The 16397-nt window shown below is 60.0% G+C and carries 16 protein-coding genes; 14 read left to right on the top strand and 2 right to left on the bottom strand.

Annotation, left to right across the window (positions count from 1 at the left end; genetic code table 11):
* Positions 1 to 65: 65 nt before the first annotated feature.
* Both IB250_RS24620 and IB250_RS24615 read left to right on the top strand, forming a co-directional pair.
* Positions 66 to 497 carry a hypothetical protein gene (locus IB250_RS24620; RefSeq protein ID WP_192345981.1) on the top strand — a complete coding sequence of 144 codons (432 nt, stop codon included), beginning with the start codon at positions 66 to 68 and terminating at the stop codon, positions 495 to 497.
* A 212-nt stretch (positions 498 to 709) separates the two neighbouring features.
* Positions 710 to 979 (top strand): hypothetical protein, encoded by a 270-nt coding sequence (locus IB250_RS24615; RefSeq protein ID WP_192345979.1) that lies wholly within the window; start codon positions 710 to 712, stop codon positions 977 to 979.
* A gap of 87 nt (positions 980 to 1066) precedes the next feature.
* On the opposite strand, the gene rsgA is transcribed toward IB250_RS24615, so the two are convergent.
* The gene (gene rsgA, locus IB250_RS24610) at positions 1067 to 2098 is read right to left on the bottom strand and encodes a small ribosomal subunit biogenesis GTPase RsgA (protein ID WP_007902636.1); all 1032 of its coding nucleotides are present in this window, start codon (positions 2096 to 2098) and stop codon (positions 1067 to 1069) included.
* Positions 2099 to 2205: 107 nt separating this feature from the next.
* Here rsgA and orn point away from each other — a divergent pair, with 107 nt between their 5' ends.
* Positions 2206 to 2748: an oligoribonuclease gene (gene orn / locus IB250_RS24605; RefSeq protein ID WP_008068863.1), complete on the top strand. Its 543-nt coding sequence runs from the start codon at positions 2206 to 2208 to the stop codon at positions 2746 to 2748.
* Positions 2749 to 2930: 182 nt separating this feature from the next.
* Positions 2931 to 3542 carry a trimeric intracellular cation channel family protein gene (locus IB250_RS24600; protein ID WP_030128339.1) on the top strand — a complete coding sequence of 204 codons (612 nt, stop codon included), beginning with the start codon at positions 2931 to 2933 and terminating at the stop codon, positions 3540 to 3542.
* 101 nt (positions 3543 to 3643) lie between these two features.
* Here the strand turns inward: IB250_RS24600 and queG are convergent, their stop codons facing one another.
* Positions 3644 to 4708: a tRNA epoxyqueuosine(34) reductase QueG gene (gene queG, locus IB250_RS24595; protein WP_192345977.1), complete on the bottom strand. Its 1065-nt coding sequence runs from the start codon at positions 4706 to 4708 to the stop codon at positions 3644 to 3646.
* A gap of 63 nt (positions 4709 to 4771) precedes the next feature.
* Here queG and IB250_RS24590 point away from each other — a divergent pair, with 63 nt between their 5' ends.
* The 10 genes from IB250_RS24590 to IB250_RS24545 all read left to right on the top strand — a co-directional run bounded on the left by IB250_RS24590 (position 4772) and on the right by IB250_RS24545 (position 16350).
* Positions 4772 to 6271 (top strand): NAD(P)H-hydrate dehydratase, encoded by a 1500-nt coding sequence (locus IB250_RS24590; protein WP_192345975.1) that lies wholly within the window; start codon positions 4772 to 4774, stop codon positions 6269 to 6271.
* Positions 6259 to 6729 carry a tRNA (adenosine(37)-N6)-threonylcarbamoyltransferase complex ATPase subunit type 1 TsaE gene (gene tsaE / locus IB250_RS24585; RefSeq protein ID WP_123499855.1) on the top strand — a complete coding sequence of 157 codons (471 nt, stop codon included), beginning with the start codon at positions 6259 to 6261 and terminating at the stop codon, positions 6727 to 6729. The genes IB250_RS24590 and tsaE overlap by 13 nt, the downstream gene beginning before the upstream one ends.
* Positions 6730 to 8160, top strand: a complete 1431-nt coding sequence (locus IB250_RS24580) for an N-acetylmuramoyl-L-alanine amidase (RefSeq protein ID WP_192345973.1) — start codon at positions 6730 to 6732, stop codon at positions 8158 to 8160.
* Positions 8161 to 8168: 8 nt separating this feature from the next.
* Positions 8169 to 10067, top strand: a complete 1899-nt coding sequence (mutL, locus tag IB250_RS24575) for a DNA mismatch repair endonuclease MutL (RefSeq protein WP_192346068.1) — start codon at positions 8169 to 8171, stop codon at positions 10065 to 10067.
* Positions 10067 to 11038, top strand: coding sequence for a tRNA (adenosine(37)-N6)-dimethylallyltransferase MiaA (miaA, locus tag IB250_RS24570; protein WP_192346066.1), 972 nt, complete (start codon positions 10067 to 10069; stop codon positions 11036 to 11038). The genes mutL and miaA overlap by 1 nt, the downstream gene beginning before the upstream one ends.
* Before the next feature lie 94 nt (positions 11039 to 11132).
* Entirely contained in the window at positions 11133 to 11393 is a 261-nt protein-coding gene (gene hfq / locus IB250_RS24565) for an RNA chaperone Hfq (protein ID WP_007902656.1), read from the top strand.
* Positions 11394 to 11405: 12 nt separating this feature from the next.
* Positions 11406 to 12707 (top strand): ribosome rescue GTPase HflX, encoded by a 1302-nt coding sequence (gene hflX / locus IB250_RS24560; protein WP_008009827.1) that lies wholly within the window; start codon positions 11406 to 11408, stop codon positions 12705 to 12707.
* Positions 12708 to 12803: 96 nt separating this feature from the next.
* Positions 12804 to 13976: an FtsH protease activity modulator HflK gene (hflK, locus tag IB250_RS24555; protein WP_192345971.1), complete on the top strand. Its 1173-nt coding sequence runs from the start codon at positions 12804 to 12806 to the stop codon at positions 13974 to 13976.
* Positions 13976 to 14845 carry a protease modulator HflC gene (gene hflC / locus IB250_RS24550; RefSeq protein WP_123499847.1) on the top strand — a complete coding sequence of 290 codons (870 nt, stop codon included), beginning with the start codon at positions 13976 to 13978 and terminating at the stop codon, positions 14843 to 14845. Before hflK ends, hflC begins: the two co-directional genes overlap by 1 nt.
* A gap of 317 nt (positions 14846 to 15162) precedes the next feature.
* Positions 15163 to 16350, top strand: a complete 1188-nt coding sequence (locus IB250_RS24545) for an ATP phosphoribosyltransferase regulatory subunit (RefSeq protein ID WP_192345969.1) — start codon at positions 15163 to 15165, stop codon at positions 16348 to 16350.
* Positions 16351 to 16397: the final 47 nt, after the last annotated feature.

Raw genomic sequence — 16397 nt, 5'->3', positions numbered from 1 at the left:
CAATATTTTTCTAAACTAAAATCGCTTTAATCCATTGATACGCAAGGAGTGGTAATGAAAGCTGTATGGAATGCAAAAGTTGGTTTTGGGATTATGTCCTGGACTGTTGCAAGTTACGCCGTTACTACGGCGATGTTTATACTTATATTTTTCCCATTTCTTCCGCTAGTAAGCTATCTAGCGGGTTGGCCATTTGGTTTGTCAGTTTTAATAAGCATAATATTTTCGCTGTCTGCAATTTCGCAAAACGCGACCATAAAGTCAGTGTCTCAATCATCCCGGAAGGACTTAGTTTTCGTGACGAGGCTGCTGGTTACGAACGTCAAGACCTCATTCGATACGAAGATATCCAGTCAATTCGAGTTCGGCGCAACCCGTTTTTCAGGTCGCTTGAGATAAATCTGAAAGAAAAAAATCAACGGTTTTCTTTAAGTAACGTTCTTTTGTCTGATGATTTTCTTGCCGGTATGCACGCTCGCATTGATGTTAAGAGCTAAGGGTGACACCTGCTGCGTTGTCATGCCGCGCTAGCGCTTTCGAGGGGGGCGCGTTTGCTCAATAGCTGTAGGAACGATCTGAAATTTCGCGCCTGGGTTTTCAGTCGCGCAAGCATCTGCCTATAGTTCCACCGTTGCTGCCAACGTGGCGACCGATCTTAGCCGGTCTAAATACAGATGAAACCTCTCGAACGTATCCGGAGTTTTTGACCATGGCTAAGTACCACCCGCTCCAAGGCAACTTCAGCGTCAGCCCGACGCTGTACATCGACACCGAAGCCCGCGCTTCCGATCTTCTTGAAACCGCCGTCCACCGACTCAAAGCCGCGCGCAATCTACTCAACAGCGTCACCTGCCTGTGCATCAAAAACGCCGAAGGTCACGACCTGGAGCATTTCGCCAATGCTGCACACATGTTGATTCAGGACGGCTGTGACGCCTTGGATGCGCTGGGCTGGAAGCTGGAAAAAGCCGCACGCTGAAAATCAGAAAGCCGCGATTATCGCGGCTTTTTTGTCTCTGCAGGCTGGTGATCATTTTCGTAGCGTCACGAAAATGATCAAAACTACTTAGTAGCTGCTTTCAGGCAAACTGGCGATGATCGAGCGGTAGCTGTTCATCCGCTGCTGCTGCACGCGGCCTTCTTCCAATGCCTTGAGCAGGGCGCAACCCGGCTCGCGGTCGTGCTTGCAGTCACGGAAGCGGCAGGTGCCGATCAAGTCGTTGAACTCGATGAAACCGGCTTCGACGTCGGCACGGCTGACATGGCCCAGGCCGAATTCACGGATACCCGGGGAGTCGATCAACTCACCGCCACCGGGGAAGTGGAACAGTCGCGCGGTGGTGGTGGTGTGGGTGCCTTGGCCCGACAGCTCGGACAGCGGGCCGACACGGGTGTCGACTTCCGGCAGCAGGCTGTTGACCAGCGAGGACTTGCCGACGCCGGATTGGCCGACGAACACGCTGATGTGCCCGTCCAGCTGCTTTTGCAACTGTTCCATGCCATTGCCGTGGTGGGCCGACACTTCCAGCACCGGGTAACCCAGCGTGCGGTAAACCGCCAGCAAGGCATTCAGCGCCGGGGCGTTCTGCTCGTCGATCAAGTCGAATTTGTTCAGCAGCAGCAACGGCCGAATACCGGCGTGTTCCGCAGCGACCAGGTAACGGTCGATCAGGTTGGCGTGAGGCTCGGGCAGCGGCGCGAAGACGATCACGATCAGGTCGACGTTGGCCGCCACCGGCTTGAGCTGGCCACGGCTGTCGGGACGGCAGAGCTCGGTTTTACGTGGCAGTTGCGCCACGATCACGCCGATGCCCTGGTTGCCGGCACGCCACACCACCTGATCGCCGGTCACCAGCGCTGGCAGGTTAGCGCGCAAATGGCAGCGGAACACCTGGCCGGCCAATTCGCCATCGAGGGCCTCGACTTCGACCTGCACACCGAAGTGCGCGATCACCAGGCCCGTCTGTTCCGGACCCAGGTCGCCGCCTTCGAGTGCCTCGACAGCGGAGGACTCGCGTTTGGCGGCGCGGGCAGCGCGCTCGCCCTGAATCTTTTCGATGCGCCAGTTTTGACGACGATTGAGTTGGCGTTTGGCCATGGGTGTTCCGTATCGAGAATGCAGCGATTAGGTAAAACGGCCGCGAGTTTAGCACGCCCGGTGGCCTCCCTAGGCTAAACTGCGCACCTACGCCGAGGAGCCGACTCATGCAAAACCCGCTGAACCTGATCTGGATCGACCTGGAAATGACCGGTCTGAACCCTGATACCGATGTCATCATCGAGATGGCCACTATCGTCACCGACAGTAATTTGAACACCTTGGCCGAAGGTCCGGTGATCGCCATCCACCACAGCGACGAGATCCTCGCCGGCATGGACGAGTGGAATACCCGTCAGCACGGCGGTTCCGGGCTGACCCAACGGGTTCGCGACAGCCGCATCAGCATGGCCGAAGCCGAAGCCGAGACCATCGCCTTCCTGGAAAAATGGGTGCCGAAGGGCAAGTCGCCGATCTGTGGCAACAGCATCTGCCAGGATCGTCGCTTCCTTTATACCCACATGAAATCGCTGGAAAGCTACTTCCACTACCGCAACCTCGACGTGTCGACCCTTAAAGAACTGGCCGCGCGCTGGGCACCGGACGTACGCGACAGCTTCAAGAAGGGCAGCACCCACCTGGCCCTGGACGACATCCGCGAATCGATCGCCGAGTTGCAGCATTACCGCAAGAACTTCATCAAGTTCTGATTGGGTGGTGTGTCTGTTCTGACGCCTTCGCGGGCAAGCCTCGCTCCTACGGGACCTGTGTTGTACCTGTAGGAGCGAGGCTTGCCCGCGAAGAAGGCGACGCGGTCTATTTGAATGTGTGCCCCCTTTTGGTGCCGGCCCTAAATGGCTAGACTGCGCGCCTTTCTGCCAGGACCGCCACCATGTTGCTGATGCTCTATCTGATCGCCATCACTGCCGAAGCCATGACGGGCGCCCTGTCTGCGGGCCGTCGCGGCATGGACTGGTTTGGCGTGGTGCTGATTGCGTGCGTCACGGCGCTGGGCGGCGGTTCGGTACGCGACGTGCTGCTCGGCCACTACCCGCTGACCTGGGTCAAACACCCGGAATACCTGGTGCTGACCTCGGTCGCGGCGATGCTGACGATCTTCATCGCTCGCTGGATGCGCCACCTGCGTTCGCTGTTTCTGGTGCTCGATGCCGTGGGCCTGGTAGCGTTCACCCTGATCGGCTGCATGACGGCCCTGGAAATGGGCCACGGCATGCTGGTGGCCTCGGTCAGCGGTGTGATCACCGGCGTGTTTGGCGGCATCTTGCGGGACATCTTCTGCAACGACATCCCGCTGATCTTCCGCCGCGAGCTCTACGCCAGCGTCTCGTTTGCCGCGGCATGGTGCTATCTGCTCTGCATCTACCTGCAATTACCCGGTGAACAGGCGATCCTGATCACCCTGTTCGGCGGCTTCCTGCTGCGCTTGCTGGCGATCCGTTTCCATTGGGAAATGCCCAAGTTCGTTTATAACGACGAGGCCTGACACGGTCTCTGTAGCAGCTGCCGAAGGCTGCGTTCGAGGCCGCAGGACTCGCTTTGCGAAATGACGACTGCTGCGCAGCCGAACGCAGCCTTCGGCAGCTGCTACAGGAGTCCGTGTTGTTTCAGGGCCCATTCGACGTGTTCGCGCACCAGCGCCGACGGATAGTCCCGCCGTGCCTTCAGCGCTTCCAGCACCGGAATGCTTGACGGCGCATTACCCAGGCCGACCGCCAGATTGCGCAACCAGCGCTCGTAGCCCGCGCGTCTGAGCGGTGAGCCTTCGGTGCTGCTGAGGAACTTCTCTTCGTCCCACATGAACAGTTCGGCCAGTTCGGCGTTGTCCAGATTGTGCCGAGGCTTGAAATCGCTTTCGCCGGAAGGCCGGGCGAAGCGGTTCCACGGGCAGACGATCTGGCAGTCATCGCAACCGAACACCCGATTGCCGATCAGCGGCCGCAAATCTTCAGGAATCGCACTTTTCAGTTCGATGGTCAGGTACGAAATGCAGCGTCGGGCGTCCAGTACATACGGACCGACGAAGGCGTTGGTCGGGCAGATGTCCAGACAGGCGGTGCAGCGACCGCAGTGTTCGGTGGCGTGGGGCGGGTCGACCGGCAGCGGCAGGTCGACGAACAGTTCGCTGAGGAAGAAGTAGCTGCCAGCCTTGCGATTCAAGACCAACGTGTTTTTGCCGATCCAGCCTAGGCCTGCCTGTTCGGCGATGGCTTTTTCCAGCACCGGGGCGCTGTCGACAAAGGCGCGGTAGCCGAACGGGCCGATCACTGCCTGAATTTTTTCTGCCAGTTGTTGCACGCGTTTACGGATCAATTTGTGGTAATCGCGGCCCAAGGCATAACGCGAGACGTAGGCTTTTTCCGGTTCGGCCAGGCGTTTGGCCATTTCGGTGTCACCCGGCAGGTAGTCCATGCGCAGGGAAACGACTCGCAAGGTGCCCGGCACCAGTTCTTCCGGGTGCGAACGTTTGCTGCCATGGGCGCCCATGTACTCCATTTCGCCGTGGTAGCCGGCCGCGAGCCAGCGCTCCAGGTGCTGCTCATGCTCGGCCAGGTCGAGGCCGCTGATGCCGACTTGCTGAAAGCCCAGCTCGCGGCCCCAGTCCTTGATGGATTGGGCGAGGGCGGGCAGGTCTGTGGTAATAGCGGGCATGAGACGAGAGAAACCGGAGCTGAGGTGCGTATAATTCTGCCAGACATCGGAGCCTGAAGACGCATGCCGCACACTAAAGATGAATTACCCGACGCGCTGTATAGCGCCGCGCAAGTCCGAGGGCTCGATGCGAGCCTGATTGCGGCCGGTACACCGGGCTTCGAATTGATGCGGCGTGCAGCGCGGGCGACCTGGCGCGCGCTGGTCCGCCATTGGCCCACGGCCCACGAATTGAGCGTGGTGGCCGGCCACGGCAATAATGCGGGCGACGGTTACCTGGTGGCCGTGCTGGCCCGACGTGCCGGCTGGCACGTGCGGGTGCTGGCCGCCGGTGATCCCGGGCGTTTGCAGGGCGATGCCGCATCGGCCCATGCCGAGGCCGTAGCCGAAGGCGTCGCCATTCAAGACTGGAACGCGCACTGCGAATTACGTGGCATTGTGCTGGATGCCTTGCTTGGCACTGGCCTGACCGGTGAAGTGCGCGAGCCATACGCCAGTGTCATCGCCGCGATCAACGCCAGTGGGTTACCGGTTGCAGCGGTGGATATCCCCTCGGGGCTGTGCGCCGATACGGGGCGCCAGCTCGGCATTGCGGTTCGAGCAGACCTCACGGTGACGTTCATCGGCTTGAAGCTGGGTCTGTTCACCGGTGGCGCTGCGGATGTGGTTGGCGATTTGGTATTCAATGATCTGCTAGCCGCCCCTGAGACGTTTATCGGGGCCACGGTCAGTGCTCGTCGCCTGACGGCCGGTAATGTGCCGCGTCTGACCGGTCGCGCACCAACTGCCCACAAAGGCAAATTTGGCCACGTATTGCTGATCGGCGGTGATCGCGGTTTTGGCGGCGCCATCCTGCTCAGCGCACAAAGCGCCCTGCGCAGCGGCGCCGGCATGGTGTCCGTGGCCACCCGCAACGAGCATGTTCCAGCCGCCTTGGCACGTTTGCCAGAAGCGATGGTGCTCGGCACTTCGTCGGCCAATCAATTGATGGGGCTGCTTGAGAAGGTCACGGTGCTGGTCGTCGGCCCAGGGCTGGGGCAGGCCGCCTGGGGGCGCAGTCTGTTGTCGGCCGCGGCCAATGCGCCGCTGCCGCAAGTCTGGGACGCCGATGCGTTGAACCTGTTGGCCGAAGGTGGCGTGAGTTTGCCCGCCCATTGTGTTATCACGCCGCACCCTGGCGAGGCGGCGCGATTGCTGGGGCTATCGACGGCCGATGTTCAGGCCGATCGTCCTGCCGCTGCCCATGCATTGAGCAAAAAATATACAGCTGTCGTGGTGCTCAAAGGCGCCGGCAGCCTGATCGCCAGCCCCGACGGGCGTCTGGCACTGTGTCATCAGGGCCATCCGGCCATGGCATCTGCCGGTTTGGGCGATGTGCTGGCCGGTCTGGTCGGCGCCTTGCTCGCTCAGGGTATGGATGCGTATGACGCGGCATGCCTGGCGGTCTGGCTGCACGCCAATGCCGGCGAGCAACAAGGTAAATTCGGCCGCGGGCTGGCGGCCAGTGATCTGATTCCAGCCATTCGTCAGTTGTTGGAGGAGCAAGCACCGTGTCTGAAGTAACCCTGTACCTGGCTGATGAAGAGGCGATGACCGCATTCGGTGCGCGCATTGCACAAACCACTGAAGGGCACGGTCTGATTTTTCTCGAGGGGGATTTGGGTGCAGGGAAAACCACGTTGTCCCGGGGCATCATCCGTGGCCTTGGACATACAGGCGCGGTAAAAAGTCCGACCTTCACCCTGGTCGAGCCCTACGAGATCGGCGACATCCGCGCCTTCCATTTCGACCTGTACCGACTGGTCGATCCGGAGGAGCTGGAGTACCTGGGCATCCGCGACTATTTCGAAGACGATGCACTGTGCCTGATCGAATGGCCCCGTAACGGTGCAGGCTTTTTGCCAAAGCCCGACCTGACCATTACCATTAGCCCGCAAGACAGCGGGCGTTCGCTGAAAATTTTGCCCCAGGGCTCGCGTGGCGAGTCGTGGTGTGCCGCTTTGGCATTGGAATTCAATTAAATGATGGGGTTAGGTATGCGCTTTCGCGCGTTGGTTGCTGCCGTAGGATTGTTGTTTCTGGCGGTGACCGTCGACGCTGTGGCCGAGACGAAGGTCAACAGTGTTCGCCTGTGGCGGGCGCCGGACAACACGCGGCTGGTGTTTGACCTGACAGGGTCTGTCCAGCACAGCGTTTTTACCCTGACCTCCCCGGATCGGCTGGTGATCGACATCAATGGCGCAACTCTGGGGGCGCCGCTGAACGTCAACACCTCGAACACTCCTATCACCGCAATGCGCTCGGCTCAACGTACGCCGACCGACCTGCGGGTGGTCATCGACCTGAAAAAAGCCGTCACGCCAAAAAGCTTCACCCTGGCGCCAAACGCCCAATACGGCAATCGCCTGGTCGTCGACCTGTTCGACAATGCGGCCGACGCCGCGCCACCACCTGCGCCAACGCCGTCTGTGGCGACGTTGCCCGCGGTCCCTGTCGCACCCTCCGAGCCTTCGATCAAATTGCCGCCCGCCCCGGCCGGCAAGCGCGACATCATTGTGGTGATCGATGCCGGCCACGGTGGTGAAGACCCGGGAGCTTCGGGCTCTCGCGGTCAGCGTGAGAAAGACGTGGTGCTGGCCATCGCCCGTGAGCTGCAGCGTCAGGTCAATGGCATGAAAGGCTTCCGCGCCGAACTGACTCGCACCGGCGACTACTTCATTCCGTTGCGCGGTCGTACCGAAATTGCCCGTAAGAAGGGGGCTGACCTGTTCGTTTCGATCCACGCCGACGCCGCACCTTCGGCTGCTGCGTTCGGTGCGTCGGTGTTCGCCCTGTCCGACCGCGGCGCTACGTCGGAGACCGCCCGTTGGCTGGCCGACAGCGAAAACCGTTCCGACTTGATCGGCGGTGCAGGCAACGTCAGCCTCGATGACAAGGACCGCATGCTGGCCGGCGTGCTGCTCGATTTGTCGATGACCGCTTCCCTGACGTCCAGCCTCAACGTTGGCCAGAAAGTCTTGAGCAACATCGGCCGCGTCACGCCGCTGCACAAACAGCGCGTAGAGCAAGCCGGGTTCATGGTGCTGAAGTCGCCGGACATCCCGTCGATCCTGGTGGAAACCGGGTTCATCTCCAACGCCAATGAAGCTTCGAAACTCGCCGCTGCGAACCATCAGCAGGCGCTGGCGCGTTCAATCAGCAGCGGCGTACGGCAGTTCTTCCAGCAGAATCCACCGCCGGGCACTTACATTGCCTGGCTGCGTGATTCCGGCAAAATCGCCCAGGGCCCGCGTGACCATCGCGTCAATCCCGGTGAGACCCTGGCGATGATCGCCGTGCGCTATCAGGTGTCTCCGGCCACCTTGCGCAGCGCTAACAACCTCAAGAGCGACGAGCTGAAGATTGGTCAGACGTTGACCATCCCCGGCACTGAACTGGCGGCCAAAGAATGAACCAGGTGCTGACCAACGCTGCGCGCATCGAGCTGCTCAGCCCGCGGCTGGCGAACCAGATTGCCGCCGGTGAAGTGGTCGAGCGCCCGGCCTCGGTGATCAAGGAGTTGCTGGAGAACAGCCTCGACTCCGGCGCCAAACGCATCGATGTCGATGTGGAGCAGGGCGGCGTCAAGTTGCTGCGGGTGCGCGACGATGGCAGCGGCATTTCTGCCGATGACCTGCCTTTGGCTCTGGCCCGTCACGCCACCAGCAAGATTCGTAACCTGGAAGACCTTGAACAGGTGATGAGCCTGGGGTTTCGTGGTGAGGCGCTGGCGTCCATCAGCTCCGTGGCGCGTCTGACCCTGACGTCCCGCACTCGCGATGCCGATCAGGCGTGGCAGGTGGAAACCGAAGGCCGGGACATGGCGCCGCGGGTGCAACCGGCAGCTCATCCGGTGGGGACTTCGGTGGAAGTGCGCGATTTGTTCTTCAATACGCCGGCGCGCCGCAAGTTTCTCAAGACCGAAAAAACCGAATTCGATCACCTGCAAGAAGTGATCAAGCGTCTGGCGCTGGCGCGGTTCGACGTGGCGTTCCATCTGCGCCACAACGGCAAAACCATCCTCAGCCTGCACGAAGCCCACGATGACGCGGCCCGCGCCCGGCGTGTGGCGGCGATCTGCGGGGCGGGTTTCCTGGAGCAGGCGCTGCCGATCGAGATCGAGCGCAATGGCCTGCATTTGTGGGGTTGGGTCGGGTTGCCGACCTTCAACCGCAGCCAGGCGGATTTGCAGTATTTCTTCGTGAACGGCCGCGCGGTGCGCGACAAACTGGTGGCCCACGCGGTGCGCCAGGCTTATCGCGATGTGCTGTTCAACGGTCGGCACCCGACGTTCGTGCTGTTTTTCGAAGTCGATCCGGCGGGCGTCGACGTCAACGTGCACCCGACCAAGCACGAAGTACGCTTCCGTGACGGACGCATGGTTCACGATTTCCTCTATGGCACTTTGCACCGCGCTCTCGGCGATGTGCGGCCGGAAGATCATCTGGCCGCGCCTGTCGCGACCGCGATGGTGCGGCCGACCGGCATCGAAGCCGGTGAGTTCGGTCCGCAGGGCGAAATGCGTCTGGCGGCCAATGCGCTGCTGGAACAGCCTCAGGCCCAACCGTCATTCAGCACGCCGGCTGGCTCGGGCGCTGGCACCGGTTATCAGTATCAATACACGCCGCGGCCTCAGTCCGGCGTGCCCGTCGCCGAAGCTCAAGCGGCCTACCGTGAGTTTTTTGCGCCGTTACCCGAGGCCAACGCGGTCGCGCTGCCAGCCGGGCAGGACGACATTCCACCGCTGGGTTATGCGTTGGCGCAGCTCAAGGGCATCTATATTCTTTCGGAAAACGCCCAAGGCCTGGTGCTGGTGGACATGCACGCCGCCCATGAGCGGATCATGTACGAACGCCTGAAAATCGCCATGGCCAGCGAAGGCCTGAGTGGTCAGCCGCTGTTGGTGCCGGAGTCCCTGGCGGTCAGTCAGCGCGAAGCCGATTGCGCCGAAGAACACGTCGCGTGGTTCCAGCGGCTGGGCTTTGAATTGCAGCGTCTTGGCCCGGAGTCGCTGGCGATCCGGCAAATCCCCGCGCTGCTGAAACAGGCGCAAGCCAATCGATTGGTCAGTGACGTTCTGGCGGATTTGATGGAGTACGGCACCAGCGACCGGATTCAGGCACACCTGAACGAACTGCTCGGCACCATGGCCTGCCACGGCGCGATTCGAGCGAATCGGCGTCTGGCCTTGCCGGAAATGAACGGTCTGCTGCGGGACATGGAAAACACCGAACGCAGCGGTCAATGCAACCATGGCCGACCGACCTGGACCCAGCTGGGCCTGGACGATCTGGACAAACTGTTTTTGCGCGGTCGTTGATGAGCCAGCTTCCTCCTGCGATTTTCCTGATGGGGCCGACGGCTGCCGGCAAGACCGACCTGGCCATCGAACTCACCAAGGTTCTGCCCTGCGAGCTGATCAGCGTCGATTCGGCGCTGGTTTACCGTGGCATGGACATTGGCACCGCCAAGCCTTCCAAAGAGTTGTTGGCCGAATTTCCGCATCGGTTGATCGATATTCTCGATCCGGCCGAGAGTTATTCCGCTGCGGATTTTCGTCGCGATGCGCTTGAGGCCATGGCCGAGATCACCTCTCGAGGCAAAATTCCGCTGCTGGTAGGCGGCACAATGCTCTACTACAAGGCTTTGCTCGAAGGTCTGGCCGACATGCCGGCGGCCGATCCGCAGGTGCGCGCGCAAATCGAAGAAGAAGCTGCACGCCTTGGCTGGCAAGCCCTGCACGATCAATTGGCGGTCATCGATCCGCAATCGGCCGCGCGAATTCATCCGAACGATCCGCAGCGCCTCAGTCGCGCGCTGGAAGTTTATCGCGTCAGTGGTCAGAGCATGACTGAGCTACGCTTGCGACAATCTGCGCAAAGTACTGAAGCAGCCGCTTCGGGACTGCAACAATTGCCCTATACTGTCGCGAACTTGGCTATCGCCCCGGCAAATCGCCAGGTACTGCACGAGCGTATTAAACAAAGATTCACAAATATGTTGGAACAGGGATTCATCGACGAGGTCGTAGCCCTGCGAGATAGAGGTGACCTGCATTCGGGGATGCCGTCTATACGTGCTGTAGGTTATCGACAAGTCTGGGATTACCTGGATGGCAAGCTGACGCAAGCCGAGATGCAGGAGCGTGGAATCATTGCCACGCGCCAATTGGCAAAGCGCCAGTTCACCTGGCTACGCAGTTGGGCTGATTTACACTGGTTGGACAGCCTCGATTGCGACAATCTGCCGCGCGCCTTGAAATACCTTGGGACCATCTCCATATTGAGCTGAGTCCTTGCAATTGCCGTCTATCCTTGGGGGTGTGACGGCCCCAAGCCATCTGTTTACCTATTTTTTATATTGAATCCTTAAAGGAGTGCGGCACATGTCAAAAGGGCATTCGCTACAAGACCCTTACTTGAATACTTTACGTAAAGAGAAAGTGGGGGTTTCCATCTACCTGGTCAACGGGATCAAACTGCAAGGCACGATCGAGTCTTTCGACCAGTTCGTTATCCTGCTGAAAAACACCGTTAGCCAAATGGTTTACAAACACGCTATCTCTACAGTGGTGCCGGTTCGTCCAATTCGTCTGCCTAGCGCAACCGAATCCGAAGCAGGTGACGCTGAGCCAGGTAACGCCTGATAGGAGTCTCCTTTGTTCTTTGAGCGCCACGGTGGTGGTGAACGGGCAATTCTCGTTCACTTGGATGGTCAGGACCCTGAGGCGCGCGAAGATCCGCAGGAGTTTCAGGAGTTGGCAATTTCGGCTGGCGCCGAGACCGTCGCGTTTTTTAACGTGCCGCGTCATCGGCCAACCGCCAAAACCCTGATCAGCAGCGGCAAGGTCGAAGAGTTACGCGATCTGGTCAGCGCCGAACAGGTCGATCTGGTGATTTTCAATCACATTCTCACGCCCAGTCAGGAACGTAACCTCGAGCGTATTTTCGAGTGCCGCGTGATTGACCGCACGGGTTTGATTCTCGATATCTTCGCCCAACGCGCCCGCACCCATGAAGGCAAGCTCCAGGTTGAACTGGCTCAGCTTGAACACATGAGTACGCGGCTGGTTCGTGGCTGGACTCACCTTGAGCGGCAGAAGGGCGGTATCGGTCTGCGCGGCCCGGGTGAAACCCAGCTGGAAACCGACCGGCGCCTGTTGCGGGTTCGCCTGCGGCAGATCAAGGGGCGCCTGGAAAAGGTCCGCAGCCAGCGCGAGCAATCTCGTCGCGGGCGCAAACGTGCTGACATTCCGACGGTTTCACTGGTGGGTTATACCAACGCCGGCAAATCGACGCTGTTCAACTCGGTCACCGATTCCGACGTCTTCGCCGCCGACCAGTTATTCGCGACCCTCGACCCGACCTTGCGCCGACTCGAACTCGACGACCTCGGGCCGATCGTGCTGGCTGACACCGTAGGCTTCATTCGCCACCTGCCGCACAAACTGGTCGAGGCATTTCGGGCTACGCTCGAAGAGTCGAGCAACTCCGACCTGCTGCTGCATGTGATCGATGCGCATGAGCCTGAGCGTATGGCCCAGATTGAACAGGTCATGGTGGTGCTCGGGGAGATCGGGGCACAAGACTTGCCGATCCTTGAGGTATACAACAAACTCGATTTGCTCGAGGGTGTTGAGCCGCAGATCCAGCGCGATGCCGATGGCAAACCGCAGCGGGTCTGGTTGTCGGCCAAGGACGGTACCGGTCTTGACCTGCTCAAGCAGGCCGTGGCCGAACTGTTAGGCAGTGATTTGTTTGTTGGCACCTTGCGCTTGCCGCAACGTTTTGCTCGACTGCGTGCGCAGTTTTTCGAACTGGGTGCAGTGCAAAAAGAAGAACACGACGAAGAAGGCATCAGCTTGCTGGCCGTTCGCTTGCCACGGATTGAATTGAATCGACTCGTGAGCCGCGAAGGTCTGCAACCGATGGAATTCATCGAGCAACACACTTTGCAATAAAAGCCTGAGAAAGCGGTTGTGCCGCGGTGACAGGCATTCTGTAGCATTGGTCGGCGCGCCGTGGGTGCGTCTTTGCTTTATCAGATGGAGAGCGCTATGGCTTGGAATGAGCCGGGTGGCAACTCGAATAATCAGGATCCTTGGGGTGGCAAGCGCCGCAATAACGGCGACCGCAAGGGACCACCGGATCTCGACGAGGCCTTCCGAAAGCTGCAGGAAAGCCTGAACGGGTTGTTCGGTGGTGGTAAAAAACGCGGTGACGAGGGCAGTCGCCCGGGCAAGAGTGGCGGCTTCGGCGGCCTGCTCGGCATCGGCCTGGTCGTGCTGGCGGCTGTGTGGCTGTACAGCGCTGTCTACGTGGTCGACGAGCAGGAGCAAGCCGTAGTGCTGCGCTTCGGCAAGTACTATGAAACCGTCGGCCCGGGCCTGAACATCTATTTCCCGCCGATCGATCGCAAGTACATGGAAAACGTCACGCGTGAGCGTGCCTATACCAAGCAGGGTCAAATGCTGACCGAAGACGAAAACATCGTCGAAGTGCCGCTGACCGTGCAGTACAAGATCAGCAACCTGCAAGACTTCGTGCTGAACGTCGATCAGCCGGAAATCAGCCTGCAACATGCAACCGACAGTGCCTTGCGTCACGTGGTGGGTTCTACCGCCATGGATCAGGTGCTGACCGAAGGTCGTGAGCTGATGGCCAGCGAAATCAAGGAGCGTCTGCAACGCTTCCTCGATACCTACCGCACCGGTATCACCGTCACCCAGGTCAACGTACAGAGCGCAGCTGCACCGCGTGAAGTCCAGGAAGCCTTCGATGACGTGATCCGCGCCCGTGAAGACGAGCAGCGTTCGCGAAACCAGGCTGAAACCTACGCCAACGGCGTCGTGCCGGAAGCCCGTGGTCAGGCCCAGCGCATTCTCGAGGATGCCAACGGTTACCGCGACGAGACCGTCTCCCGCGCCAAGGGTGAGGCTGATCGCTTCACCAAGCTGGTGGCCGAGTATCGCAAGGCCCCTGAAGTCACCCGTCAGCGTCTGTATCTGGACACCATGCAGGAAATCTTCAGCAACACCAGCAAGGTTCTCGTGACCGGCAACAAGGATGGCCAGAACAATCTGCTGTACTTGCCGCTGGACAAGATGATTGACAGTGGTCGCAGCCCCGGCGCTCCGGTGACCGGTGCGGCAGCCAGCAGCAATGAAGTGAATGCGCGTGCGGCAGCTGATCTGCAGCAACAGCAAGCACGTACCAGGGAGAGTCGCTGATGAGCAATAAATCGCTGATCGCCCTTATTATCGGCGTCGTCGTGGCGATCGTTGCCTGGAACTGCTTCTACATCGTGGCTCAGACCGAGCGCGCGGTGATGCTGCAGTTCGGTCGCGTGGTCCAGACCGATGTTCAACCGGGCCTGCACATGAAAGTGCCTTACGTGAACAAGGTGCGCAAATTCGACGCCCGCCTGATGACACTGGATGCACCGACGCAACGCTTCCTGACGCTGGAAAAGAAAGCCGTAATGGTCGATGCCTACGCCAAATGGCGCGTGAAAGATGCCGAGCGCTTCTACACCGCGACTTCCGGCCTCAAGCAGATTGCCGACGAGCGTCTTTCCCGTCGTCTGGAGTCGGGCCTGCGTGACCAGTTCGGTAAGCGCACCCTGCACGAAGTAGTGTCCGGTGAGCGTGATGCGCTGATGGCTGACATCACCAACTCGCTGAACAAGATGGCGGAAAAAGAACTGGGCATCGAAGTTGTCGATGTCCGGGTCAAAACCATCGACCTGCCGAAGGAAGTGAACCGCAGCGTGTTCGAACGTATGAGCACCGAGCGTGAGCGTGAAGCTCGCGAGCACCGCGCCAAGGGTAACGAGCTGGCTGAAGGCATCCGTGCCGACGCCGACCGTCAACGCCGTGTGCTGCTGGCTGAAGCCTATCGTGAATCTGAAGAGGTTCGCGGTGACGGTGATGCCCAGGCTGCTGCGATCTACTCCAAGGCATACGGTCAGGATCAGGAGTTCTACGCGTTCTACCGTAGCCTGCGTGCCTACCGTGAAAGCTTCGCGAACAAATCCGACGTCATGGTCCTGGACCCGGGCAGCGACTTCTTCCGTTACCTGGAAAAAGCCAAGCCTTGATACGGCGTTGACCTGAATCATCCCCCGCCTGGCGGCTAAAACCTCGGGCGGGGTGATCCTTTGGGAAAACGTGTGTATGATGCGGCAGCCGGGAAATTCCCGGCTTTTTTGCGTCTGCACGTTTGATTGCTGTTTTTATGCAGGCGCCCGAGTTGAATGACTCGACAGGTTTTTCGAGGAAAGTGGTTGGCGAAGCCGGTTTCAGGCTTTTCGCCCCGTTGTCCATGCGCGCGGTTTGTGCGCATGGGCCGATCATTTTCTGCTTCACTCAAGGCTCGCCCAAAGGCTTGTCGCCCGGATCATAGGGGAATGGCGTAATGGCAACGGTAGACCGCTGGCTGCTGCCAGATGGCATCGAAGAAGTACTGCCACCAGAAGCTGCGCGCATCGAAATAGCGCGTCGCCAGGTGTTGGATCTGTTCCAGAGCTGGGGTTACGAGTTTGTCGTGACTCCCCATATCGAGTACCTGGAATCCCTGCTGACTGGTGCGGGCTCAGACCTCGATCTGCGTACCTTCAAGGTCATCGACCCGCAGTCGGGCCGGCAGATGGGTTTCCGTGCCGACATCACGCCGCAAGTGGCGCGCATCGATGCGCATACCCTGCGTCGCGAAGGGCCGAGCCGTCTGTGTTATGCCGGCAGCGTGCTGCACGCTCAGCCACGTGCCTTGTCGTCCTCGCGCAGCCCGATTCAACTGGGCGCCGAGTTGTACGGCGATGCCAGCCCGAGCAGCGACGTGGAAGTCATCAGCCTGATGCTGGCCATGCTGCAACTGGCCGATGTGCCAGATGTGCACATGGACCTCGGCCATGTCGGCATCTACCGCGGCCTGGCCCGCGCCGCCGGTTTGTCCGGTGAAGTCGAGCAACAGTTGTTCGATGCATTGCAACGTAAAGCCATCGACGAGGTCATTACCTTGACCGAAGGCTTGCCTACCGATCTGTCGGGCATGCTGCGAGCGCTGGTCGACCTGTGTGGCGGTCGTGAAGTGTTGAGCGCAGCGCGCGAGCGTCTGGCCAATGCGCCGGCGCCCGTGCTGGCGGCCCTGGACGATCTGCTGGCAATTGCCGAGCGTCTGTCCACGCGTTTCCCGGAATTACCGCTGTATTTCGACCTGGGCGAGTTGCGCGGCTACCACTACCACACCGGTGTAGTGTTCGCCGTGTTCGTCCCGGGTGTTGGCCAGTCCATTGCTCAGGGCGGTCGTTACGACGACATCGGCGCCGACTTCGGTCGTGCCCGTCCGGCGACTGGCTTCTCTACCGATTTGAAAACCCTGGTGACCCTGGGGCGTGCTGAAATCGAGCTACCGTCTGGCGGTATCTGGATGCCTGACAGTACGGATGCAGCACTCTGGCAGCAGGTTTGCCAGTTGCGCAGTGAGGGTCAGCGTGTCGTTCAGGCATTGCCTGGGCAGCTTTTGGCCGCCGCCCGTGAAGCGGACTGCGACCGGCAATTGATTCAGCAGAACGGGCTTTGGCAAGTATTGCCGCTGGCTTCTTGAGTTTTCCTGCCGGCCGCCGCCGGCACCAAGTTTGCGCGAATGAGGAC

The sequence above is a fragment of the Pseudomonas sp. PDM09 genome (assembly GCF_014852305.1).
Lineage (GTDB): Bacteria > Pseudomonadota > Gammaproteobacteria > Pseudomonadales > Pseudomonadaceae > Aquipseudomonas.
Note: the sequence above shows the minus strand (reverse complement) of the source record. Positions and strands in the feature narration are given on the sequence as shown.

Coding starts and splice junctions, on each gene's coding strand:
- IB250_RS24620 (WP_192345981.1), top strand. CDS start 66: ATGGAATGCAAAAGTTGGTTTTGGGATTATGTCCTGGACTGTTGCAAG.
- IB250_RS24615 (WP_192345979.1), top strand. CDS start 710: ATGGCTAAGTACCACCCGCTCCAAGGCAACTTCAGCGTCAGCCCGACG.
- rsgA (WP_007902636.1), bottom strand. CDS start 2,098: ATGGCCAAACGCCAACTCAATCGTCGTCAAAACTGGCGCATCGAAAAG.
- orn (WP_008068863.1), top strand. CDS start 2,206: ATGCAAAACCCGCTGAACCTGATCTGGATCGACCTGGAAATGACCGGT.
- IB250_RS24600 (WP_030128339.1), top strand. CDS start 2,931: ATGTTGCTGATGCTCTATCTGATCGCCATCACTGCCGAAGCCATGACG.
- queG (WP_192345977.1), bottom strand. CDS start 4,708: ATGCCCGCTATTACCACAGACCTGCCCGCCCTCGCCCAATCCATCAAG.
- IB250_RS24590 (WP_192345975.1), top strand. CDS start 4,772: ATGCCGCACACTAAAGATGAATTACCCGACGCGCTGTATAGCGCCGCG.
- IB250_RS24580 (WP_192345973.1), top strand. CDS start 6,730: ATGATGGGGTTAGGTATGCGCTTTCGCGCGTTGGTTGCTGCCGTAGGA.
- miaA (WP_192346066.1), top strand. CDS start 10,067: ATGAGCCAGCTTCCTCCTGCGATTTTCCTGATGGGGCCGACGGCTGCC.
- hfq (WP_007902656.1), top strand. CDS start 11,133: ATGTCAAAAGGGCATTCGCTACAAGACCCTTACTTGAATACTTTACGT.
- hflK (WP_192345971.1), top strand. CDS start 12,804: ATGGCTTGGAATGAGCCGGGTGGCAACTCGAATAATCAGGATCCTTGG.
- hflC (WP_123499847.1), top strand. CDS start 13,976: ATGAGCAATAAATCGCTGATCGCCCTTATTATCGGCGTCGTCGTGGCG.
- IB250_RS24545 (WP_192345969.1), top strand. CDS start 15,163: ATGGCAACGGTAGACCGCTGGCTGCTGCCAGATGGCATCGAAGAAGTA.